This is a genomic window from Mesorhizobium sp. M1423 (genome assembly GCF_040317575.1).
Lineage (GTDB): Bacteria > Pseudomonadota > Alphaproteobacteria > Rhizobiales > Rhizobiaceae > Mesorhizobium.
The window spans coordinates 64,055-86,267 of the sequence record NZ_JAMYKU010000017.1 but is presented as its reverse complement, the minus strand read 5'-3'; the positions used below and the strand labels follow the sequence as shown (position 1 = coordinate 86,267).

General features: G+C 60.9%; 18 protein-coding genes and 4 pseudogenes. 12 read left to right on the top strand and 10 right to left on the bottom strand.

Annotated features, from left to right (window positions below; genetic code table 11):
- The first annotated feature begins 235 nt into the window (after positions 1–235).
- The 5 genes and pseudogenes from NKG95_RS21160 to istA form a co-directional block, all read left to right on the top strand.
- Positions 236–487: a DUF982 domain-containing protein gene (locus NKG95_RS21160; RefSeq protein ID WP_353042345.1), complete on the top strand. Its 252-nt coding sequence runs from the start codon at positions 236–238 to the stop codon at positions 485–487.
- A gap of 198 nt (positions 488–685) precedes the next feature.
- On the top strand, positions 686–931 hold the full coding sequence (locus NKG95_RS21155) for a DUF982 domain-containing protein (protein ID WP_352496234.1): 246 nt from the start codon (positions 686–688) through the stop codon (positions 929–931).
- An 8-nt stretch (positions 932–939) separates the two neighbouring features.
- Entirely contained in the window at positions 940–1,185 is a 246-nt protein-coding gene (locus tag NKG95_RS21150) for a DUF982 domain-containing protein (RefSeq protein ID WP_352496211.1), read from the top strand.
- Positions 1,186–1,806: 621 nt separating this feature from the next.
- A pseudogene (locus tag NKG95_RS21140) lies at positions 1,807–2,046 on the top strand (integrase); the annotation flags it as partial.
- 108 nt (positions 2,047–2,154) lie between these two features.
- Positions 2,155–3,207 (top strand): annotated as a pseudogene (gene istA, locus NKG95_RS21135) (IS21 family transposase); the annotation flags it as partial.
- 414 nt (positions 3,208–3,621) lie between these two features.
- On the opposite strand, the pseudogene NKG95_RS21130 reads toward istA, so the two are convergent.
- Positions 3,622–4,076, bottom strand: a pseudogene (locus NKG95_RS21130) (RES family NAD+ phosphorylase).
- A 143-nt stretch (positions 4,077–4,219) separates the two neighbouring features.
- On the opposite strand from NKG95_RS21130, the pseudogene NKG95_RS21125 reads away from it, so the two are divergent.
- Both NKG95_RS21125 and NKG95_RS21120 read left to right on the top strand, forming a co-directional pair.
- Positions 4,220–4,489, top strand: a pseudogene (locus tag NKG95_RS21125) (MarR family winged helix-turn-helix transcriptional regulator); the annotation flags it as partial.
- A 215-nt stretch (positions 4,490–4,704) separates the two neighbouring features.
- Positions 4,705–5,844, top strand: a complete 1,140-nt coding sequence (locus NKG95_RS21120; protein ID WP_353042343.1) for a Fic family protein — start codon at positions 4,705–4,707, stop codon at positions 5,842–5,844.
- A 276-nt stretch (positions 5,845–6,120) separates the two neighbouring features.
- Here NKG95_RS21120 and NKG95_RS21115 read toward each other — a convergent pair whose 3' ends face one another.
- Positions 6,121–7,110, bottom strand: a complete 990-nt coding sequence (locus NKG95_RS21115; RefSeq protein ID WP_352496464.1) for a Tim44 domain-containing protein — start codon at positions 7,108–7,110, stop codon at positions 6,121–6,123.
- Positions 7,111–7,460: 350 nt separating this feature from the next.
- Between NKG95_RS21115 and NKG95_RS21110 the strand changes: the two genes are divergently transcribed.
- The 5 genes from NKG95_RS21110 (at position 7,461) to NKG95_RS21090 (ending at position 12,340) form a co-directional block, all read left to right on the top strand.
- Positions 7,461–8,180 carry a FadR/GntR family transcriptional regulator gene (locus NKG95_RS21110; protein WP_353042341.1) on the top strand — a complete coding sequence of 240 codons (720 nt, stop codon included), beginning with the start codon at positions 7,461–7,463 and terminating at the stop codon, positions 8,178–8,180.
- 15 nt (positions 8,181–8,195) lie between these two features.
- Complete coding sequence (locus NKG95_RS21105; RefSeq protein ID WP_353042339.1) at positions 8,196–9,401, top strand: mandelate racemase/muconate lactonizing enzyme family protein; 1,206 nt, start codon at positions 8,196–8,198, stop codon at positions 9,399–9,401.
- Positions 9,402–9,440: 39 nt separating this feature from the next.
- Positions 9,441–10,421 (top strand): sugar ABC transporter substrate-binding protein, encoded by a 981-nt coding sequence (locus NKG95_RS21100; RefSeq protein ID WP_353042337.1) that lies wholly within the window; start codon positions 9,441–9,443, stop codon positions 10,419–10,421.
- Positions 10,422–10,625: 204 nt separating this feature from the next.
- Positions 10,626–11,606, top strand: a complete 981-nt coding sequence (locus NKG95_RS21095) for an ABC transporter permease (RefSeq protein ID WP_031194994.1) — start codon at positions 10,626–10,628, stop codon at positions 11,604–11,606.
- A gap of 2 nt (positions 11,607–11,608) precedes the next feature.
- Positions 11,609–12,340: an ATP-binding cassette domain-containing protein gene (locus NKG95_RS21090; RefSeq protein WP_352484286.1), complete on the top strand. Its 732-nt coding sequence runs from the start codon at positions 11,609–11,611 to the stop codon at positions 12,338–12,340.
- A gap of 52 nt (positions 12,341–12,392) precedes the next feature.
- On the opposite strand, the gene NKG95_RS21085 is transcribed toward NKG95_RS21090, so the two are convergent.
- The 8 genes from NKG95_RS21085 to NKG95_RS21050 all read right to left on the bottom strand — a co-directional run bounded on the left by NKG95_RS21085 (position 12,393) and on the right by NKG95_RS21050 (position 22,006).
- The gene (locus NKG95_RS21085; RefSeq protein WP_352484287.1) at positions 12,393–13,307 is read right to left on the bottom strand and encodes a sugar-binding transcriptional regulator; all 915 of its coding nucleotides are present in this window, start codon (positions 13,305–13,307) and stop codon (positions 12,393–12,395) included.
- Positions 13,308–13,490: 183 nt separating this feature from the next.
- Positions 13,491–14,546: an NAD(P)H-dependent glycerol-3-phosphate dehydrogenase gene (locus tag NKG95_RS21080; protein ID WP_353042335.1), complete on the bottom strand. Its 1,056-nt coding sequence runs from the start codon at positions 14,544–14,546 to the stop codon at positions 13,491–13,493.
- Positions 14,547–15,629 (bottom strand): ABC transporter ATP-binding protein, encoded by a 1,083-nt coding sequence (locus tag NKG95_RS21075; protein ID WP_353042333.1) that lies wholly within the window; start codon positions 15,627–15,629, stop codon positions 14,547–14,549. It abuts the gene before it with no gap.
- A gap of 76 nt (positions 15,630–15,705) precedes the next feature.
- Positions 15,706–17,031 carry an iron-containing alcohol dehydrogenase gene (locus NKG95_RS21070; RefSeq protein WP_353042331.1) on the bottom strand — a complete coding sequence of 442 codons (1,326 nt, stop codon included), beginning with the start codon at positions 17,029–17,031 and terminating at the stop codon, positions 15,706–15,708.
- Entirely contained in the window at positions 17,024–18,553 is a 1,530-nt protein-coding gene (locus NKG95_RS21065) for an FGGY-family carbohydrate kinase (RefSeq protein WP_353042329.1), read from the bottom strand. Before NKG95_RS21065 ends, NKG95_RS21070 begins: the two co-directional genes overlap by 8 nt.
- A 65-nt stretch (positions 18,554–18,618) precedes the next feature.
- Entirely contained in the window at positions 18,619–20,148 is a 1,530-nt protein-coding gene (locus tag NKG95_RS21060; RefSeq protein WP_023722150.1) for an ABC transporter substrate-binding protein, read from the bottom strand.
- Positions 20,149–20,195: 47 nt separating this feature from the next.
- Positions 20,196–21,095, bottom strand: coding sequence for a carbohydrate ABC transporter permease (locus NKG95_RS21055; RefSeq protein ID WP_352548604.1), 900 nt, complete (start codon positions 21,093–21,095; stop codon positions 20,196–20,198).
- Positions 21,095–22,006, bottom strand: a complete 912-nt coding sequence (locus tag NKG95_RS21050) for a carbohydrate ABC transporter permease (protein ID WP_352484292.1) — start codon at positions 22,004–22,006, stop codon at positions 21,095–21,097. The genes NKG95_RS21055 and NKG95_RS21050 overlap by 1 nt, the downstream gene beginning before the upstream one ends.
- Between the last annotated feature and the right edge of the window lie 207 nt (positions 22,007–22,213).

Sequence of the window (22,213 nt, the reverse complement as noted above, 5' to 3'; positions counted from 1 at the left end):
AAGGAACAATTCCGCTCGAGGTGCAGTTCGGTCCTTTTAAGATGTAGGCCCGAAACTGGTTGAAATCGATAAAGCCAAACAGAAGGTTATTGCCGAAGTTGTGCGGCGGTGGATCACCTCAGAGGTAATCCGCAATTACCTTCGCAACATGCTAAATCTGCCTGTAGAACGGGAGCTGCCGGCTGAGCAAAGGTATTTGCTGGAGGAACTTGATAGGGCCGACAAAGAGTGACGTATGGCTCTCCACTGGTTCAACCCTCCGGTCCCTGTCAGGACCGAGCGTCCCGGGATCATCCGCAACGTCAACAACGCCGAGAAAGCCGGCGAGGAGTTGATGAAGTGGACCAAGCGTGGGCCTTGCTGGGACCTCGCGGTGCGCATTTGCATGGCCGTGATATTCGACGAGATGGGAGCTGAGGAGGCCCGTAAGGCATTCCTGGCTGCCGCTAAGGAGGAGGGGACGTTACTTCCCCCGAACGGCAAATAGCTAAATTCGATTGCAAAGTCAGTCTCTAGCCACGAGGGCCCGCCGCCCGTGAGAAAAGCGACGGACCCGACAGCGGGTGCATCCACGAAGAATCGACCGCTGCGAGTTCTAAACCCGCGAGGGCCTGCGTTGTTCCCTTATCAGCGGAGGCTGCAACTGGGTTGGTCAGCAGCCTCTTGCCGCTCTAAGTTCATCCTCATGGGTCCCTTCTGGTTCTCTCCACCGGTCTACGTGAAGACGAAACGTCCAGGCATTCGCCATGGGGTCAGCCACGTCGAGGGAGCCGCCGAGGAACTCATGGCGTGGGACACAAAGGGCCCGAGGTGGACCAAGGCTGTCCAATCCTGCGTCGATGCATTCGAGGGCAAATCCTCCCCCCAAGAGGTCCGTGAAGCCTTCGAGGCGGCTGCCAAGGAGGCCAACGTGTATCTCTCCCCTGAGTAGGAGGTATCATGGCAACCCATTGGTTCGTCCCTCCGGTGTTCGTGAAGACTGAAACCGGTGTCAGGCATGGCTGCAACAATGCGAGGGCAGCCCTTGAGCAGCTCAAAACGTGGACCCGGAGAGGACCCTGCTGGCATAAGGCGGTGACGCTGTGCCTGTCAGATCTGGAGGGCGATTCGATTGACCCTCAGGTGGTGCGAAAGGCCTTTGAGGCTGCCGCAAAGGAGGCCAAGATGTATCTCTCCCCTGAGTAGGAGGTGTCGTGGCAACCCATTGGTTCTGCCCTCCAGTGTACGTCAAGACCGACCGACCTACGGGTCTAACAATGTCGAGGGTGCCGCCGAGGAACTCCTGAAGTGGACCAAGATGGGACCTAAGTGGCGGAAGGCTGCACAACTATACATCGACGCGCCGTCGAGGATCGGGCGACCCCGGAGGAGGCCCGTAAGGCCTTCGGGGCTGCTGCTAAGGAGGAGGGGATGTTCGTGCGAAACGTTGGCGAATAGATTCGCTATCTCGGTGCGTTAGCCTACAGTCATGAAGTCGCCAGCCAACTGTTAGGCAGCCGGCGATTGAGATGGTGTCGTACTCTCGCCTCGTGAGGTGAGATGTTTAAGCGTTACGTCGGTACAAGCGCATTTTATCCGAACGATCTTGCGCTACTCCAACGAGTGTTCGACGAGATATGCGCAGACGGCAACCACGATGCAAGCTCGGGCGACGCTGAGATAATCGCGTCTACGCTATTGCAATTGTTCCAAGACGGAATGACTGACGAAGCGGCCTTGCTCGCTGAGATGCGCTCACGGCAACGCGACTTTATCCGTCATACTGGCTAAGCATCAGGAAGGGGTCTCCCGTGTCCCTGTGCCCCTCGGCTGCGTGATCGCGCACTTTTTGATCTAGCCATCGACAGCAAGCTGCGTGGCTGTGATCTTGTGAAGCTTAGGATCGGCACGTTAGTCGCAGGTCCCGAAATTCGGACTCGCGCGATAGTGTTTCAGCAGAAGACAGGTCGTCCCGTTCAATTTGAGTTGATGGCTGACGCCCGAGCGAGCCTGCTCGCAGGGCTTGAGCGGCATGGGGGGACAGTCGAAGACTTTAGCTGTGAATCGGCGTGCAAAATTGACCCCATAAGCCGGGGAATCGGCGTCCAATTTTGCCCCCCCCTGATGCTTTGATTTGCGACCATCGGCTCGTCGTGGCGAGCGGATGGTGTGGGGATGAAGTCGGTGGATACGATTGCCCGGGTTCGGCGCGCCTTCCATGTGCAGGGATGGTCGCTCAAGCGGATTTGCCGCGAGCTGCATGTGTCGCGGAACACCGTCCGCAAGATTCTCAGATCCAATGAGACATCGTTCTCCTACGAACGCGAGCGGCAGCCCAAGCCGAAGATCGGTCCGTGGCAGGATCAGCTTGACGGGTTTTTGAATGGCAACCGTGGCAAGGCGGCGCGCGAGCAACTGACACTGATCCGGATTTACGAAGAGCTTTGCAGTCTCGGCTACGAGGGTGGCTATGACGCCGTCCGCCGCTACGCGAAGAGCTGGGCGAAGGCGCAGGGGTCGGCGACGGCGGACGCCTATGTGCCGCTGTTCTTCGCGCCGGGCGAGGCCTACCAGTTCGACTGGAGCCACGAGATCGTCCTGATCAACGGCGTGACGGTGACCGTGAAGGTCGCCCATGTCCGGCTCTGCCACAGCCGCATGATGTTCGTCAGGGCCTATCCGCGCGACACGCAGGAGATGGTGTTCGACGCCCATGACAGGGCCTTTGCCTTCTTCGGCGGCGCCTGCACGCGCGGCATCTACGACAACATGAAGACGGCGGTGGAAACGATCTTTGTTGGCAAGGACCGCCAATACAATCGCCGCCTCCTGCAGATGTGTAGCCATTATCTGGTGCAGCCGGTCGCCTGCACGCCAGCGTCGGGCTGGGAGAAGGGTCAGGTCGAGAACCAGGTCGGGCTGGTGCGTGAGCGCTTCTTCACGCCCAGGCTGCGCTTCAAGACCTATGAGGAGCTGAACGCCTGGCTGCAGGACAAGTGCGTCGCCTACGCCAAGGCGCACCGTCACGTCGAGCAACCGGAACGAACGATCTGGAACGTGTTCGAGGAAGAGCGCGGCAAACTGGTCGAGTATCGCGGCCCCTTCGACGGATTCCACACGGTGCCGGCTTCGGTGTCGAAGACCTGGACGGTTCGCTTCGACACCAACAAATACTCGGTCCTGTCGACAGCCGTCGGCCGCCCGGTCGAGATCCATGCCTATGCCGACAGCCGCAGTCGTCCATCTCGAAGGCGCGAAGACCGGCCGACCGATCAGGCGTTATCAAGGAGATTTGCCACAGAATCGAGGGCGTGGTCTCAGCGGAAGTCGCAGCGACCGACGTCGACGGCATGAGCGCTGAGGGAGACAACGACCGACCGGACCTAAAGCAGGCACACTTTTGGATGGTGCCTGCGTCGCGAGTGATAGGTTGATAACTGTGGGAAGCGGGATCCCTGCCATTCAAGGCGCCAGGTGCCGCCTTGTCTGAGATTTTGGACGAGATCGGGATAGAACGCCGCTGCCCTGATGTCTCACCGACGGGTAAATAACTCCAATCCCCTGTTCGTCTTTTCGTAGGCGTTTTTAGGCTCGTCGGCGCGAATTTCCAGTGCACCTGTTGGCGCGCTTATCAAAACCGCGTCAGCGCGAAAGCCGATTTTCATCATCAATCAAGGTGAGGCGCGAGGGGGCTTTGTCGCTCCAACGCCAGAGCGCGAGATTTAAGTCGCTGTCGGGCGCGCCGGGCGCGAAACTTTTGACCAACAGCGCATTGAACCCACTGGCCGTCAGGCGCCGGGCAATGGCCTGGGTTCTCGCCTCTCCAGAAACTTTCATCTGGTCGCCATGTCATGTGGGCAAGGGCGGCGGGATCCATCCCTTCAGCTTTCAGGGCGTCCTCATCCCGGCTATCAAATATGCCCTCAATCTCGGCGTCATAGGCAAGCAGGGTGGTCGGCTGAAGGCTGCCGCCTGATTGGCTTCCCTCAGCGCCGTCACCCCCGATAGCGAAGAATAGAGCGCTGGTACGCCCTTTGGATCGAATCGTCCTCTGCGCCGCGGCCCGACAGCGGATGTCGCGCATAGATCGCTTGTATCGGCGGCGCATCGGATGTGCCCTTATTCCAATGCCATCAGGGGCAATGTCGAAGTGGCGCTTTCGGCGGTGCTACTTCCGGCAAAGGCAGCATGCCCTAGAGATCACACCAGACCCGAGGACCTCCCGGCGGCTTCCGGCGGGATTCGGCGGCTTGATCAGCAGCTCTGCTTTGCGCTCTATTCGGCAAGCGGGCTGATGACCCGGCTTTACCGGCCGCTGCTCGATCCGCTGGGGCTGACCTACCCGCAATATCTGGCGATGCTCGCGCTATGGGAGCGAGCGCCAAGCACGGTGGGCGAGCTTGGCGAAGTGCTTGGGCTTGATTCGGCGACGCTGACGCCGTTGCTCAAGCGGCTGGAAGCATGCGGCCTGGTCACACGCCGTTGTCATCCCGTCGCACCACGTCGCGTGTCGCTGCACGTGCGGGGTATGAAGAACTTAAGCCGCTCATTGAGCTGGGAGAAAAAACCGAAACGTTCGAGCAACGATTGAGCGCGGCCCGCAATGCGGCGGCCCTACAAGCATGATTAAATTGATCTGGATGGTTAGCCGTTGGATCGCGCCGGGGCAAAGCCGCGACTTCTGAGGCATAGAGAAGATTGCTATAGCTCACAATTGTTGCTATCGTGAGTTATAGCAAGGTGCCCTATAACTCATGGTATGGACAGCAAGCGGACTGGCCGCATTTTACCTACGATAAGAAGGCGTTGGAACCGCTGGAAAGCGAGTTCCTGTTGCGATCGGGCGAGTTCCTAGGCGTCTTTCGTCATGTCGGTTCCGACGATCGCGACCAGATCCGCATCGATCTTATCAGCGAAGAGGCCTTGAAGACATCCGCGATTGAGGGGGAGTACCTCGACCGCGAGAGCCTGCAATCATCCCTGCGCCAGCAACTTGGTCTGGGCGGCGAGACCAGGCGCATTCCGCCTGCCGAGCGGGGCATCGCTGAAATGATGGCCGATGTCTACTTGCATTTTGCCGATGCGCTGACGCATCGCACTCTTTACGCTTGGCATACGATGGTGATGTCGGGTGAGCGTCGTATCGAGACCATCGGCAACTACCGCCAGCATGCCGATGCCATGCAGATCGTTTCCAATTGGCTGGATAAGCCCAAAGTTCATTTCGAAACGCCGCCCTCCGCGCGGGTGAAACCCGAAATGGATGCCTTCACTACTTGGTTCAACGATACCTCACCCAAAGGCAAGACACCGCTCCCAGCGTTGACGCGTGCCGCTATCGCGCACCTTTATTTCGAGAGCATTCACCCGTTCGAGGATGGCAACGGTCGCATAGGCCGTGCCCTCTGCGAAAAGGCGCTGGCGCAAAATCTGGGTGAGCCCAGCCTCATCGCGTTGGCCTATACGATAGAGCGCCGCCGCAAGGCCTACTACGACCATCTGGAGGCCAGCAACACGAGCAACGCGGTAACAGATTGGCTGCTCTACTTCGCCAACACGATCCTCGAAGCGCAGCGCGTAACGCTCGCTCGTGTCGAATTCTCCGTCGTCAAGGCCAAGTTTCACGAACGCTACCGGGATCACTTCAACGAGCGCCAGGAAAAGGTCATCGCCCGGATGTTCCGCGCGGGCATCGACGGGTTCAAAGGGGGGCTCAGCGCCGAGAATTATATCGCCATCACGCAGGCATCGCGCGCGACGGCAACAAGAGATTTGCAGGACCTCGTTGCCAACGGTGCACTGATAAGAACCGGCGAACGGCGACACACACGTTACGCGTTGAACATTCTTGATGGCCGCACGTAAACCAGAAGAGGCAGGCTGTCAAAGAGCCTGCCTGCCTGAGCATCGAGGGGTGGCGGGCTGCAACCCGGCAGGAGGTCGTCGATTGGGTTACACGAGACCGGAAACGCAAAAAGTCGCGCGGTGCGATGCTGATTGTCCGGTCCCGGTTGAAGCCGGTGGTATAGTGTTACCTCAACGCGCGTTGGGGGAAAGAAGCGCGCGGAAGGGGCGCGCTGGCCTTCGAGTGGTAGCGAGAAACCTGAACAAAACTCTTGGCAGACATCAAGGCCGGGCACATCAGCTCGGCTGCTGTATTGCGGCAAGCTTCCAGTCACCGCCGTTCTGCCGCGTAAAGGTCCACAGTTCGGTTGTCTCTGTCGGCTGATCGGCCTGGCCCTCGACAATCTTGTCACTGATGCGATCGCGGGTCACGTCGCGAGACTCGTAGCGCAAAGCAGCGGTCGCGTAGTCGCGGTCATCCTCCCGCCAGCTTTCCGCAATATCGGCCTCCAACAGGCTGACATCCGACACGTCATTCCGGACGCCCTTTTTGGCATTATCGGCAAGTTCCTCGGACAGATAGGAAACCATCTCGGGCGTCACCAACCGGCGCAAGGCAGCATGGTCCTCGCGCCCGAATGCTTCTTGAACTTCCGTCAGCCGTTGCTGGAACGTGTCGAGGTCGGTTTTAGTGAGCGTGATCTCATCGGAAGGGCTGGCCTGGCTCGTTCCGCCAAATCCCGACCCGATGCCTGGAATGGGGAATGCTTGGACGTTGCTCGGCTCGGGCCGGGCTGCTGCGCTTCGCCCAAAGCTCCCAGCACCTCGCGAGGCACCGGCCATAGCGGGCTCTGGGTTTTGCGCCGATTGCGAGCGGAAAAAGCGAATGGCCAGCATGACCACGCCGCCGATCAGCAGCACTTGAAGGAGAAGGCCGAACATGCCGGCCAAGCCGCCGAACCCATGGCCCAAAAGAACGCCGATCAAGCCGCCGAGCAGCAGCCCCCGCATCATCGATCCACCGAGGCCGTTGAAGAAGCCTGGGCGCTGGAATGCCTGCGGCTGGCGGGCCGCATTGTTCGTTGCCGCATTGGGCGTCATCGAGCGCTCGACCGGTGCGGAAGGCTGTGGCGCCGTCCTGGTCGGCGGGACCGGCTGGAAAGTGCGCATGCCGCGACTGCCGAAGCTGCCGCCACGGCGCGCATCGGCGTGATCCACAGCGACCATGGAAAATGCCAGGAACAATCCCGCAAACAAAATTGCAAACCGTCCTGAACGCGAAATCAGCATAGGCAAGTCCTCAAGTGACACTCTTTCCGCTCATATGGGGTGCGTCGATCGAAATATCAGTGAATCATCCGCCAAGAAAATTCGAACGACATGGTCGGCGGCACGCCGCTGTTCACGACGAGAATGTCGAGCGCACCAAGCAGACAATCGCCTGCTCGACCGCGCGGGCTCCTGCACCCGGCCACCCGGCGACGGTCGCGTCAAGAGCATCTTTCGTGCAAGCCTCTTGCCATCGGTCTCTTGGCGACGACGCCGGCCCGCCTGATCTTGACATACATCTTTCTTGCATACTATCAACACCTCAGGCAAACCTGCCATACAGGCTGGCCCCCTGAACTGGAGATTGCGTGAGCACGGCGGTATCCGCAAAACATTCCGACGCAGCGAGCCTGGTCAGCAATACGATCGGCGAGATCACGCACCATATTCGCGCGCATGAACTCGGGCCCGGCGACCGGCTGCCCAGCGAGGCCGCGCTTTCGAGACAATTGAGCGTCTCGCGCACCGTGGTTCGCGAGGCCTTCAGCTCGCTCGCCGCCATGCGGCTTATCGACCTGAGGGCAGGCAGACGGGCTACCGTCGCCGAGCTGGATTATGGCGCCATGTCGCTGGTGATCGAGCATGGCGTCCACACCGAGCAGATCACGGTGCAGCAAATCTACGACGTGCGCCGCACGATTGAGACCCGCACCGCCATGCTGGCGGCCTTGCGCAGAACAGCCGACGAAGTGGAAAGGATCAGGACGCATGCGCTCGCCATGCGCGAGAATTTCCAGCGGCCGGAACAGGTCATGGAGCACGATCTCGCCTTTCACCTCGAAATCGCCAAGGCTGCAAAGAATCCGGTTTTCAGCCTCATCGTCGGCGCGTTCGAGCGCGTATCGCGCCAGACCTGGCCGATCGGCTGGCGGAGCCGCCCTTCGGATGCCGAGCAGTTGGAGATGATCCAAATCCATATCGATCTCGCCGAAGCAATCGAGACCGGTGATCCTCAGTCCGCTCGCGACCTGATGGCGAGGCATTTTGACGAGAGCGTCAAGGCCCTGCTGGCGGCTGGCATCGCCTGAGGAGCGGGGTGCGCGATGAAGATCACGAAACTGGAAACGCTGCGGATCAAGGAGCGGCCGAACCTTCTCTGGGTCCTGGTTCACACGGACGAAGGCCTCGTTGGGCTGGGCGAGACCTTCTTCATGGCCGAAACCGTCGAGACCTATCTGCACGAATATGTCGCGCCGTGCGTGATCGGGCGCAACCCCTTGCAGATCGACCTGCTTGCCGCCGATCTCGTCGGCTATCTCGGTTTCCGATCGACGGGCGCGGAAGTCAGGGGCAACTCCGCTTTCGATATCGCACTGTGGGATCTGTTCGGAAAGGCGACGGGTCAGCCGATCGCACAACTCCTCGGCGGTTTCACCCGGCACGAGATCAGGACCTACAACACCTGTGCCGGTACCGAATACATCAAGAAGACCACCGGCCAGACGACGGCCAATTACGGGCTCGATAAGCCCGGCGACGCCTATGATGATCTGAACGGCTTCCTTCACCGCGCCGACGAACTGGCGCATTCGTTGTTGGAGGAAGGCATCACGGCCATGAAGATCTGGCCCTTCGACATGGCCGCCGAGAAAACGCGCGGCTTGTATATTTCGCAGCCTGATTTGAATTCCGCGCTGGCGCCATTCGAGAAAATCCGCAATGCGGTCGGCGACAAGATGGACATCATGGTTGAATTCCATTCAATGTGGCAGCTGCTGCCGGCCATGCAGATCGCCCGCGAGCTTGTCCCCTACAAGACCTTCTGGCACGAAGATCCGATCAGGATGGACAGCCTGTCCAGCCTGAAACGCTATGCCGAGGCTTCGCTGGCGCCGATATCGGCTTCGGAGACGCTCGGTTCCCGGTGGGCCTTCCGTGACCTTCTCGAGACGGGGGCGGCCGGCGTCATTATGCTCGATATCAGCTGGTGCGGCGGGCTCTCGGAGGCGCGCAAGATCGCTGCCATGGCTGAAGCATGGCACCTGCCGGTCGCGCCACACGACTGCACCGGTCCAGTTGTGCTCGGCGCATCGACCCACCTGGCGCTCAATGCGCCGAACGCGCTCGTCCAGGAGAGTGTCAGGGCCTTCTACAAGACCTGGTACCGCGACCTTGTGACCGCTTTGCCGCAGGTGAAGAACGGCATGATCACCGTGCCTTCCGGACCGGGCCTCGGCATGGAACTGAACCCGGAGATCGATCGCGCCTTCACGGCGCTTCGACGGGTGACCGACGCATCGACTCTCTGAAAATGAACCTGAAGCAGCTTTCTACGGAGGAGGAGAACCATGAAGAAGCTACTTATCTCGGCAGCCTTGGGAGCAGTACTGGCTGGAGGCTCGGCAATCGGCTCACGCGCGCAGGAGCCGATGAAAATCGTCTTCACACATCATTCGTCGGCGTCAAACCCGTTCTGGCAAGCTGTGAAGAAGGGGTTTGACGACGCCTGCGCCAAGATCCAGGCCAATTGCCAGATGGTCTTCACGCAGACCGAAGGCTCGATCGAGCAACAATCGGCCAACATGCAGGCGGCGCTCGCGGCAAACCCGGACGCGCTGATCACCTCGATCGTCGACAACAATGCCTTCGACCAGATCATCGCCGACGCCCGCGCTGCCGGCGTCACGGTCATCGCATCCAATGTCGACGACACCGAGGGAGCAGCCGGCAATGCCCGCCAGGCTTTCATCGGCCAGGGCTTCATTCCCGCCGGCTACGAGCTCGGCAAGAAGATGTCCGAGTTCTTCCCCAAGGAAGGCAAGATCAGGGCCCTCGTCGGCGTCTCCGCGCCCGGTCAGAACTGGTCGGAACAGCGCGCTGCCGGCGTCATGAAGTTCCTTGAGGAATACAAGGCCGCGAATGGCGGACGCGTGGTCATTGAACGGCTCGACACCGGCACAGATGGCGCCGTCGTCGCCGATCGTGTTGGCGCCTATCTGTCTGCCCACCCGGACACCACGGTGTATTTCGACACCGGCCTTTGGCATGCCTACGTCGCCCAGGTACTGATCGATCGCGGCATCGAGCCGGGCAAGGTGCTGATGGGCGGCTTTGATATCGTCTCGGAAGTCCTGCAACAGATGGAAGCGGGTTATATCCAGGTCCAGGTCGACCAGCAGCCCTACATGCAGGGCTTCATGCCGGTGATGGAAGCCTATCTCGCCAAGAACGTCGGTCTGCTGCCGGCAGACATCGACACCGGCAAGGGCATCATCGTCAAGGAAGACGTGCCAAAGCTCAAGGAACTGGCCGCAAAGGGCGTGCGGTAGGCACGAAGCCGGCGTCCTCTCCTCGTTCTTACGGGGAGAGGTCGGCTGGACAAGGGGGAGGGCCAGGCAACACGGTCTTGGGCGTTGGCTCCGTCCCCATCCTCCAGCGGCATCTTCCCCGTCAAGGGCGGTAGAAGACAGACTGCCGCCATCCCCTTTGCCGATGCGATAACCAGCGGAAACGATCCCGAGCCGGAGCGAATGATGAAGCGTTTGATGAAGATTTATCTGGAGAAGCCGGAGCTTGCGGCGGTCGTGTTCCTGCTCCTGCTCCTCATCGTCTTTCAGATTCGCTCGAACGGCGTATTTTTGAACACACAGAACCTTCGCGGAATGCTTGGGCTGCTGCCCGAAATGGGGCTGGTCGCGATCGGCGTGACCCTGCTGATGATATGCGGTGAGTTTGATCTTTCGGTGGGCTCGGTCTTTGCGCTGACCCCGATGACCATGGCGGTGATGCTCGCGGCAGGCGTTCCGTTCGCGCCGGCCTTTGCCGCCGGCCTCGCGATCGCTGCCCTCATCGGCTTTTTCAACGGGTTCATAACGATTCGTTTCGCGATACCAAGCTTCATCACCACGCTTGGTATGCTGTTCATCGCGCGTTCGCTGACGGTGGTAATCTCCGGCGGCTTCCCTCCTGTCATACCAGCTAACGCTCTGCCCAAATGGCTGTTTACGGTCTATGTGGGACCGGGCGACCTCTTTCGCATGTCGTTCTTCTGGTTTCTCGCCGTGGCAATCCTGGTGACCGTGCTCCTGTCGCACACGAATTTCGGCAACTGGGTGCGCGCCACCGGCGGCTTTCTGCCCGCCGCGCAATCGATGGGTATCCCGACGGCCCGGGTGAAGGTCGCCTGCTTCATGATCTGTTCGGTGCTCGCCGGCTTTGCCGGTACCATTCAGGTGATGCGGCTCGGCGCCCCGCTGCCGTCGATCGGCGAGGGGCTGGAGCTGCAGGCCGTGTCGGCTGCCGTCATCGGTGGCGCCTCGTTGGCTGGTGGCATCGGCACCATCTTCGGCGGCATCATCGGGGCTGCCCTTATCCGCGTCATCGACAACGGACTGGTGCTGAGCCAGGTTGACGCCAACTGGTTCAAGATGGCGATCGGCTTTCTGACTATCTTCGCGGTCGTCATGAACGCATGGCTTCGAAAGCGGGGCAGGGCAATGAAGGTGGAGACCTGATCATGGCGGCGCCCATCATCGCGATCAAGGGACTCCAGAAATGGTATTCCGGCGTCCACGCCTTGAAAAACGTTACGCTGGATATCTATCCCGACGAGGCACTGGGCCTCGTCGGCGACAATGGCGCCGGCAAATCGACGCTGATCAACATCCTCTCAGGCACCCAAAAGCCCGATGGCGGCGAGATCAGGATCGAAGGTGAACCGGTCCGCTTCTCTAACCCGCGCGACGCCATGGGACGCGGCATCGAGACGATCTACCAGTACAATTCCATGGTCCCGACTATGACCATCGCCCGCAACGTTTTCATCGGACGCGAGCCGGTGAAGGGTTCGGTTTTCGGTATCGGCATCCTGGACCAGAAGCGCATGCGTGACGAAAGCGTCAAGGCGATCGCCGACGTCGACCTGCATCTGCGGTCGCCCGACGCGCTGGTCGGCGAACTGTCGGGCGGCCAGCGCCAAGGCGTGGCGATCGCCCGGGCCATGCACTTCAAGTCGAAAGTCATGATTCTCGACGAGCCAACCAACCATCTCTCGGTGAAGGAAACGCGAAAGGTGATCGGCTTCGTTCGTGGCCTCAAGGCCCAGAACATCACTAGCGTCTTCATCAGCCACAACATGCATCATGTTTTCGAATGCTGTGACCGGGTCGTGGCGATGGCGCGCGGAGAGATCGTTCTGGACAAGCCGATCGGCGAGACTTCGATCGAGGAAATCCACGAGGTGCTGTGACGTGAAGAAGCAATCACTCGCGAGCCACTCTGCTGGTGGAGATCAGTCTGCGCTACGACTTTTCCGCAAGAATAGCCTCAGCGGTTTTCTCGTCGGTGATCAGCACATCGACGACTCCCAGACGCAACACGGCGCGCAGCACCGGAACCTTGTCGAGGCCGCCGGAGGGCAGGATCACAGTGTCGACGTCGCGCAGATGTTCGGGGGCGAGGCCGATGACGCGGCTGTTTAGCGGGTGATCGACCAGTTGTCCGTCGGCGCCGATCCAGTGGCCGCAAATATCGCCGACCGCTCCGGCTTCGCGGAGTGATCTGAGATCATCGTCTCCTACCAGTCCGATCCGAAAGATGGTGGCGTCCTTGTGCACCGCGCCCACCGAAACGAAAGCGGCGTCAACGTCGCGGGCATGAGTGAAGGCGTCTTCCAGAATAGACTGGCGCATAAGCAGATCGCGTGTGGCCTCGGTATCCGTGAACACCGGTGCTGCGATGTAGAAGCATTCCGCGTCGAAGAGCGCCGCGAGCCGGGAAGCGATCTCGTAGATGTTGATCGCCGATCCACGTGTGAGCCCGCCAAGCAGGGAAACGATCGACATTCCTTTGACCGGGCGCACGGTCACCGACCGCAGACTGAGCTGGAGCGTCCGCCCCCATCCCACGCCCACCGATATCCCGTCACGGATTCTAAGCGACAGGGCTTCGCCGGCGGCGGCTGCGATGACCTGTGGCACCAGAGCAGGATCCGGCGGTGTCGGGACCACGATTGGATCCGAGACACCATAGGCGTCCCGCAGCCGGTTCTCCAACTCGATGCAGTTCGCCACCTTGGAATTGATGCGAATCTGAACGATCCCCCGCTGGCGCGCATGCGCCAGCATCCGGTTGACGCGAAGGCGGGTCAGGCCAAGAGACTTGGCGATTTGCGCCTGGGTGAGGTCACCGACATAAGCAAGCCAGGCGGCGCGCACGAGCAGCCCTTCCTCGCGATCGGCCGTGACGGAACTCGTTACGGCTTGGCGGCCGTCGCGTTTCTTTCGTGCTGGTTTCTCCATCAGATCATCCTGTCCACTCCGCGGCAGCGGGTTCAGAGCGGGCTCGGCCGAGCCATGTGCTCATCGATATGAGGCACCAATCGAGTTTCCCCGGCTCCGCTAGCCTCGATGATAGCGGTCGAAGGACAAAACCAGCGGAGCATCATGGCAAATCGCGTCGATGATGGCAGTCGTCAGCGGCAGGCGATCATCGGGAAGTACACCCCGGCCCATCATATTCTTCAAAGCCTGACCAAGGTCCAGCGCCAGTTGCGCCCCCTCGACCGTGTCCGAACTCATATGTTCGCGCTTCGCCACGGAATAGGGCAGGCCGCGGCCGAGCAGGCGTCCCATGCGACCGTTACGGCCCGCCTGGCAGGTCACATAAAGATCGCCGGAGCCGGCCAGCCCCAGCACTGTTTCGATTTTTCCACCCAGAGCTTCGACCAGAATCGCCATCTCGGCGAGGGACTGCGAGAAAAGCGACGAGGCAAGGTTGTGCATGAGCGCACCGTTGGGCGCCTTGCCGTCTCGCTCAAGCAGCCCGACGGGAGCCCCAACGGCGAGTGTATAGAAGTTCTTGAAAGCGGCGCAGATCTCGACGCCAATGAGATCGGATGATGGTCGCGCATGATAGAAAGGCGCGCGCAGGATGCGTGACGCCGCGGCCAGCTGGTCGGGATCGTGTCCGGCCACGATCACGGAGGTATCGCGCTGTGCGGCCAGTTCGCCGGCAATGCAAGGTCCGCCGACGGCCATCACCGGGATCGACAAGCCAGTACGTTGCTCAATCTCGCGGGCAAGCAGATGCGGCAGGATTTCGATGCCTTCGTCGCTCGCGGCGAGTCCTTTCGTAATCATAAGTATCGGCATGGGCGACTTGATGCTTTCAGCAATGCGGTCGATCGCCCAAGGAACGCCGGCCGACGAGACGCCGAGTACAAGCAGGTCGGCTCCATCGTTCATCGCCGTCCCGAATTCGGTCCAGGAACAGGCGGCTACCGCGTCAGGCAGAGTGATGTTGAGGCGAGGGTGATGACCTGTGTCGGCCACAGAGCTGACGATCTCCTCGTCGAGATGGGTGCCGACAAGAGTGATGCGGTTACCCGCGTGAGCGGCCGGAAGCGTCATGGCAGAGCCCATGACGCCGGCGCCGAGGATGATGATCCGCGCCATTCAGCTTCTTTCCTTGTCCAGCCGCTCGCCGCTATCTTCGTCGAACAGGTGGATTCGCTCAGGCGCCGGCTCCAGGTGGATCACAGCTCCAGGAGAGAGCTCCATGCGGTCATGCAGCACCGAGCAGATCGCGATGCTGCCCATGCTGGCAAAGATATGGATTTCGGGACCGGTCGGCTCGACAACCGTAACCCTCGCCGGGATGCCGCGCCCGTCGGCCACTGGTCGAAGATGTTCTGGACGAATGCCATAGATCACCTTTTGGCCGGGCCGGACCGCAGCCTGTGGCGGAAGCGGGAGGGATAGTTCGTCGGTCCGCACCACCCAGGCGTCGCGCTCGGAAGCCACCTCGCCATGGAACATGTTCATTGCGGGCGAGCCGATGAAAGAGGCGACGAAGAGGTTTGCCGGGCGATCGTAGACATCGAGCGGGCGCCCGATCTGCTCGATATGGCCGTCGCGCATGATGACGATGATATCGGCCATTGTCATGGCCTCGATCTGGTCATGCGTGACATACACGGTGGTGGTCCTCAGGCGCTGGTGGAGCTCCTTGATTTCGGTGCGCATTTGCACGCGCAGCTTGGCGTCGAGGTTGGACAGCGGCTCGTCGAACAGGAAGACAGTTGGGTCTCGCACGATAGCGCGACCCATGGCGACGCGTTGCCGCTGGCCGCCCGAAAGCTGGCGGGGATACCGTTCCAGATAAGGGGTCAGATTGAGGATCGATGCCGCCCATCCGACCTTCTGTTTGATTTCTTCGTTGGGGCGTTTCTTCAACTGCATGGAAAACGCCATGTTGTCGAAGACGGTCATGTGCGCGTAAAGCGCGTAATTCTGGAAGACCATTGCGATGTTGCGGTCTTTGGGATGGAGCGTGTTGACGACCCTGTCGCCTATGGCGATCTCGCCGGACGTGATGGGCTCGAGACCGGCTATCATGCGCAACAACGTCGACTTGCCGCAGCCGGACGGCCCCAACAGAACGACGAACTGGCCATCGTCGATCGAGAGATCGAGTCCATCGATAATCGAGAGGGCGCCATAGTCCTTCTTTATGTTGCTGATGGTGACAGACGCCATAAATTGCTACCCTTCGATTGCCCTTGCCTGTGGGATTCCACTTCGCCATGCGAGCTATTGGCGATCGGATGCGCTCTCACCATTCGCTCTCCAGAAACTCTTCCAAGAGTCCCGCATCGGCGGCCAGATTGATGAAGGACCATCGGCCGCGGATTTCCCGCGAATAGCGAATGGCATCGTGCCAAAGCGGGCGCGGCAGGCCTAGTTCCGCGCCCGTGACCGGCCCCCCCGCAGCCTTGAGTGCTGCTTCCATGCGGGCGACCGGCATTGCCATGGGCCGAACCTCCTGGCGCAGCGCCGGCCAGATTTCCGCAAGCCTGCGGTTGAAGATTTCCGTCTGGCTGGTGTCGAGTGCCGTCTTCCTCATCTCGGCAATGCAAAGTGGTCCGAGCTGCGCGCCATAGCGGGCCAGCATCGCCGCCTCGTCGATGGCGGTCGGCTTCACCTGCGGCGGTTCGTCCATGTCGAGCAGCCGCGCTTGCAGACGCGCCATGACCAGCGAGGCAACCCCGACCTGCTGGCCGTGCGTGGTGCCGGGATGACGCTCTCCCGCAAACATGTCGATCCAATGGGAGATCTGGTGCTCTCCCATGGACCCGGGATGGGAAACGCCGGCGAAGCACACACCCATCGAGCACAGCGTCAGGACGCGCTGGAGATGCCCGACGGCGGTGATGTCGTGCCTGGCAAGGCCAGGCGCATTGGCCAGCATCGGCTCCTCATCGCCCGCCTGCAGCAGGTAAGGCACCTCGGAATAGTAAGTGTCGAACAGCCGATGCGAAGCCCACCAGTCGATCTGAGCGGTTGAGCGGCAGAGGCTGTCGCCAAGCCCGGCGGCGCTGAGCCAGGCGGGTGCTGCAGCCGACACGCCAAGGTCCAGGAAGATGCCCCGCGGCGCGTGCGAGGGCAGCGAGATCTTGAGCCCGGAGGCCAAGGTCACCGATGCTGTCGAGGCGCCGTAGCCATTCATCGAGGCGGCCGTGCCGATGACGGCATAGGGCCGCTCGTCGAGGAAGGTTGCATGCTTGCAGCTGTCGTTGAGAACGCCCGATCCGACGGCCACGACCCCGTCGGCATGACGCGTCTTTTCCCTGACCATCTGGATCGTTGCCTCATCGCAGTCGAGTCCGTCAGGCAGCACGATTTCGTCGATGTTGGCGATGGCACGCAGCGCCTTCGCGACGCGCCGGCCCATCACATCGACGGTGTTGATATCGGACACAACTGCGATGCGGCTGCCTAGCGCCAGGGGCGCAACGAGATCCGCCTCGCGGCCCTCCGTCGTCTCCAGCAATTCGATCGTCTGGAACGGCAGGACCGCGGCCGCGCCGGTCTTGGGATCTGTCCAGCGTCCCGCGACAACGTCCTCGATCAACGCGTTCCAGTTGGTCGTTTCAGCCATGATTGGTCTCCATGAAGGCCGCGAGTCGCTGGTTCCAGGCTGAAAGCGTTGGCCAAAGATCGGCATGGATCGCAAGAAGTTGGGTGTAGAGCTCGGCCCGTTTCGCGTCCGGTTCGAAGGTTTTGGCCGGCTCGCTGGCCATTGCGGTCGACGCTTCGGCGATGGTGGAAAACCAGCCCACGCCCTTTGCCGCCGCCATCGCCGCGCCAAGCGAGGAGGCTTCCACCGTCGTCGAACGCTTTATGGGACGATCGAGTGCATCCGCCAGAATTTGCATCCACAGGTCGGACTTCGCTCCTCCACCGATGGCTATGAACTGGTCGATGGTCTGGGCGGCAGCCGCAGCGGCCCGCTGACTTGTCGCGGCCTGATGCAGCGCTATGCCTTCCAGCACGGCGCGATAGATGTCGCCGCGGCGGCTGGAGCCGGAAAGCCCGGCAATCACACCACGGGCCGCGCTATCCCAGTGCGGATCCATGACGCCCTGCCAGTAGGGCAGGAGCATTATGCCGCCTGCGCCGATCGGGCTGGCAGCGGCTTCGGCCTCGAGCGCCTCCAGAGCATCGCTTGCGCCATGCAGATCGACGCCAAGCATTTCGCGCGCCATCCAGTCGACGAGAAAAGTACCGGCGCGAAGGCACGTCTCGTAGATATAGCCATCATCGGCGACCGCCGTTTCGGTGCGGAAGGCCAAATCATGCACGTAGTCGATGCCGAAGCTGCCGGAGACGACCGCCGTACCGAGGTTGATGTAAGCGCTTCGCGGCTGCAACACACCCGCGCCCGTGCCGGCGCATTGACCGTCGCCACCGCCGGCGACGATCGGCGTGCCCTCCCGCAAGCCCGTCGAAATGGCGGCCTCCGACGTTAGTTGGCCCAGAACGGTGCCGGGCCTTGCCAGATCCAGCATCATGCGCCGGGGGACGCCTGCCGCGTTCAGTATATCGTTCGACCAGTCCATAGCTCGCATATCGAGTATGCCCATCGGGTCGGCGGATGCGGTGGACGTCACCCACCGGCCGCTCAAGCGAAAGACCAGATAGCCGTGGACTTCGGCCATTCGCTCCACGCGGGCAAAAATCTCGGGTTGTTCCTCGCGAAACCAGATCATGCGGTAAAGGCAAGGAATGACGTCCAGCGGCTTGCCGGATATTGCGTGGACGCGTGCCGCGCCGAAGCTCTCTCCGAAGCGCCGTGCTTTCCCACGGGCGCGCTCATCGAGCCAGAGCGTTGCGGGCCCGACTGCCTGGCCCTGCTCATCGAAAAGTCCGAAGCTTTCGCGCTGGTTGGCAATGGCAAGGGCGGCAATGCGTGCCGGCGGAACCGTCGACGCCACGACCCGCAGCGCTGCGACCGTCGAGGTCCACCACTCGGCCGGATCCTGCTCGAAATAGCCCGAACGCGGGTTCGACATTGCAAGCGGCGCACGACCTTCAGCCACGGCCAGACCATTGCGGTCCCAGGCGATCGCCTTGGTTGCCGAGGTCGAGGAATCGATGCCGATGACGAGATCCGGAACCATTGCCGCCACATTGCCAAAGGGCGAGGGCGGTCGAAGCCGCCTTCGCCCAAATCACCGACTAGCCGCTAAAGACCGGCATCCTTGACTTTGCCGTCGACAATGCCGGCAATGGCATCCAGGCATGCCTTGGCGTCGCCGCCATAGTCTTGGCCCGTAAGCAATTTGCCGAGTTCAACCGGGATGTCGTTGTTCGACAGATCCGCCCAGATCGGCATGTCCGGCTCCGATCCCATCTGGTTGTCGATAGTGTATTTGATCGCCTCGAAATGGCGTGTCGTTCCGGGCCCGACAACGGCCTTCGCCTTGACCCGAGGATCTGTAAAAGAGGAATTGCGCATCGGCGAGGCGCCGCCGCCGAGCGTCGATACCCGCGCCATCACATCCTTCGAGCAGACCCACTGCATGAACAGCCATGCTGCTTCCTTGTTCTTGGAATATTGCGACAGCGAGATCGTCGAGCCACCTTGGTGGCCGACGGCCGGGATTTCGTTGAAGCCGCAATCGGCGGCGGCGCGGCGGCCAGGAACCTCCTTGGGCGCGGGCAGGGCCTCGAACAGGCCTTTGACCTTGGAATCGTTGGCGTCGAAGCCGGGGAAATCCTCGCCCCAGGTGATTGCCATGGCGGCCTGACCCTGTGTCAACGCCTGTCCCTGACCGTCCCAGGTCCAAGTCGTCGCCGAGGGCGGCGAGTTTTTGACCAGCTCCTGATAGAATTGCAGTCCGGCCACGCCGCGCTCGTCATTGCCGACAAACTTCTTGTCCTTGTTGAAGATCGAACCGCCATGGCCCCACAATGCGAAGGTCCAGTCGCATTCCAGCGAATAGTGGCCGGACTTCGCCTGGCACGCTGTGCCGAAGATGCCGTTGCTTTTTTCTGCCTCTGTGAGCGCCTGCACGGCCTTGAGGTAGGCGTCGAGATCTGTCGGCAGCGCAATATTGTGTTTGTCGAAAAGATCCTTGCGGTACATCAGGATGAAGATCGGAATATCGAATGGAATTCCGCACTGTTTGCCGTTGTACATGGCGATGCCGTCGACCAGCGGCTTGGAGAAATCGTCCCAGTCGAAGTTGGGCATCGCCAGTTCTTTGTTCTGGTCATAATACTCGCGCGGATCGACGACATCCTGTGCAAATGTCGCCATCCAGGACTGGTCGAGATAGTAGACGTCGTAGGTGCCAAGCTGGCCCTGCACGTCTTGCGTGGCCTTGGCGAGAACCTGCTCCAGCGGCACGATCTCGACTTCCACCTCAATGCCGGTTGCCTTGGTGAATTCACCCGCGACAAGCTGGTTGGCCACGATCGTTGGCGGCGTCGCTTCCGAAGTGTAGCGGATTTTGGTGCCGGCATATGGTTTGCCGACATCGGCCAGCCACTTCAGCATATCGGCGTCCTGGGCACGGGCTTCTTCAACCCCGAGCCCCAGCATCCCCCGATTGGTGCGGCCGCCACCTAGCATGGCCGATCCGAAGGCGGAAAAGCCGACACCAGCGAGCGCCATCTTCCTCATGAAGTCGCGTTTGGTTATTCGGCGCGCCGTAAAGTCATTGCAGGTATCGGCGACGAATGTCTTCTTGTCGTGTTCTCTGAAGCTCATGATCGTTCCTCCGTTGCGTTTTTGTCGTCGTTGTTCTCGTCTGCGCCTCACTCCTTCAGGGATCCGAGGGTGAGGCCGCGGACCAGATGCCGTTGAACCAGCAGGATAAAGATGAAGCTGGGTATGATCGCGGACGTGCCGAGCGCTGTGATGTAGCCCCACTCGGTCGCGGTCGAGGTGACAAAGGTCGAGATCTTCACCGGCACAGTGCGGATCGACGTTGTCAGGAACAGTGAGAGCAGGAACTCGGTCCACGAAAAGATGAAACACAGCACGGCCGTCGCAGCGATGCCGCCCTTGACCATGGGAAGGACCACGCGTCGGAACGTCTGCCAGCGCGTCGCGCCGTCAATCAGCGCCGCTTCATCAACCTCGCGCGGAACATCGTCGAAGAACGACTTCAAAAGCAAAACCGCCAGCGGCAGGTTGATCAAACTGTGAACAAGGATGAGCCCCGTATAGGTATCGCGCAAGCCGAGATCCCGGAACATGAAAACGATCGGAATGACGATCGCGATTGGCGGCATGAAGCGCTGCGAGAGAATCCAGAACAGGAAGGACTGCTGTCCACTGAACTGCATTCGTGACAGGCAATAGGCGGCCAGAGTGGCCAGCAGCAGCGTCAGCGCCGTCGATCCAACGGCTATGATGGCGCTGTCGAGCAACGACTGGCGGGAATCGTAGGAGCTGGCGCCACCCTTGATCACCCCGGCCGCCTCGCCGCCCTGTTCCATGCCGATGTCGACGCGCGAAACGCCAAGCAACGTCACACGGTAATTGTCCGGCGTCGGCGTGAAATCGACGTAGACCGGTCCGCTGCGGTCGAAGATCGCCGAATAGGGTTTGATGGACGACAGCGCCCACCACGCGATCGGGAACATGAAGATCGCCACCACAAGGACGGCGAGCACGTCACGGGCGATGGTTTGGGCGCGCGACGACTCCATCAGAACCTCACCTTGAACAGCCTGACGAACAGGTTCGACACGACGATCAAGACGACGAGCACGATCAGCGACAGGGTCGCGGCGTAGGGAAAGTCTCCGGTGAAATAGATACGGCCAGCGTAGAATGAAAGCGTCTCGGTGGCCGTGCCAGGCCCGCCGGCGGTGATGATGTAGACGTAGTCGTAGATGCGAAAGAGATCGACGCCGCGGATCAGCACCGCGACCGCTATCACCTTGCGCAGCATCGGCAATGTGAGCCGCAAGAACGTCTGGATGCCGCTGGCGCCGTCGATCGCCGCGGCTTCGAAAGGTTCCTTCGGCAGCGCCCTGAGCCCTGCCAGGATGATGAGCACCATGAACGGCGTCCATTGCCATATGTCTGCCAGCAGGATCGCCGCCAATGCGGTTCCGGGCTGCGTCAGGATCGGCTGCGCCGGCGAGATCAGGTCGACGGCATAGAGGTAGAACGACAGGACGCCGAAAGAGCCGTCCTGCATCAGCAGGAACATCATTCCGGTCACCGCAGGCGGCACCACCAGCGGCAGTGTCATCAGCGCCCGCAGCACCCCGTAACCTTTGCGATCGGTGTCAAGCAGAAGCGCGATGAGGATGCCGAGCGCAAGCTGAACTGCAAGCGCGACGAAGGTGTAGATCAGCGTGGTTTCCAGCGAATGCCACATACGCGCGTCCGAGAATGCGCGCGTCCATTGGTGGAGCCCGGCAAAGTCGAGCTGCCGGGAAACGACATTGCGTTTGTGAAACGACAGCCAGACCGAATAGGCGAGGGGATAGATGCCGAAAACGAGAAGCATCACCGTGATCGGCGCGAGCCAGGGGAAAGGATGCTCGGCCGTCATGAACCGGGGTAGCGCCCACCTGGAGGTCGGCCGCGTGAGGGCTGCGCTGCTCACGCGCAAGTCTCCGCTCGGTGACCGAGATGCATCGGCCTTCTCCCTATCGGCCAGATTGTGCCAACTTGAACTTTTGTAAGTTTGTTGTGCCTTTTGTTAAGAACGTGTCGGACGACCGCCAATTTGTCAAGTGTCGGTTCCATCAGCGCTTAAGGGATTTGCTCGTGGTCCCCGAGGATACGGTCATGGACGGGCATGGAGTTGTTT

Excerpts from the sequence above, each read along its gene's own strand:
- NKG95_RS21160 (WP_353042345.1), top strand. The coding sequence starts at position 236 with ATGGCTCTCCACTGGTTCAACCCTCCGGTCCCTGTCAGGACCGAGCGT.
- NKG95_RS21065 (WP_353042329.1), bottom strand. The coding sequence starts at position 18,553 with ATGGTTCCGGATCTCGTCATCGGCATCGATTCCTCGACCTCGGCAACC.
- NKG95_RS21105 (WP_353042339.1), top strand. The coding sequence starts at position 8,196 with ATGAAGATCACGAAACTGGAAACGCTGCGGATCAAGGAGCGGCCGAAC.
- NKG95_RS21090 (WP_352484286.1), top strand. The coding sequence starts at position 11,609 with ATGGCGGCGCCCATCATCGCGATCAAGGGACTCCAGAAATGGTATTCC.
- NKG95_RS21150 (WP_352496211.1), top strand. The coding sequence starts at position 940 with ATGGCAACCCATTGGTTCGTCCCTCCGGTGTTCGTGAAGACTGAAACC.
- NKG95_RS21080 (WP_353042335.1), bottom strand. The coding sequence starts at position 14,546 with ATGGCGCGGATCATCATCCTCGGCGCCGGCGTCATGGGCTCTGCCATG.
- NKG95_RS21095 (WP_031194994.1), top strand. The coding sequence starts at position 10,626 with ATGAAGCGTTTGATGAAGATTTATCTGGAGAAGCCGGAGCTTGCGGCG.
- NKG95_RS21155 (WP_352496234.1), top strand. The coding sequence starts at position 686 with ATGGGTCCCTTCTGGTTCTCTCCACCGGTCTACGTGAAGACGAAACGT.
- NKG95_RS21100 (WP_353042337.1), top strand. The coding sequence starts at position 9,441 with ATGAAGAAGCTACTTATCTCGGCAGCCTTGGGAGCAGTACTGGCTGGA.
- NKG95_RS21060 (WP_023722150.1), bottom strand. The coding sequence starts at position 20,148 with ATGAGCTTCAGAGAACACGACAAGAAGACATTCGTCGCCGATACCTGC.
- NKG95_RS21055 (WP_352548604.1), bottom strand. The coding sequence starts at position 21,095 with ATGGAGTCGTCGCGCGCCCAAACCATCGCCCGTGACGTGCTCGCCGTC.
- NKG95_RS21075 (WP_353042333.1), bottom strand. The coding sequence starts at position 15,629 with ATGGCGTCTGTCACCATCAGCAACATAAAGAAGGACTATGGCGCCCTC.
- NKG95_RS21070 (WP_353042331.1), bottom strand. The coding sequence starts at position 17,031 with ATGGCTGAAACGACCAACTGGAACGCGTTGATCGAGGACGTTGTCGCG.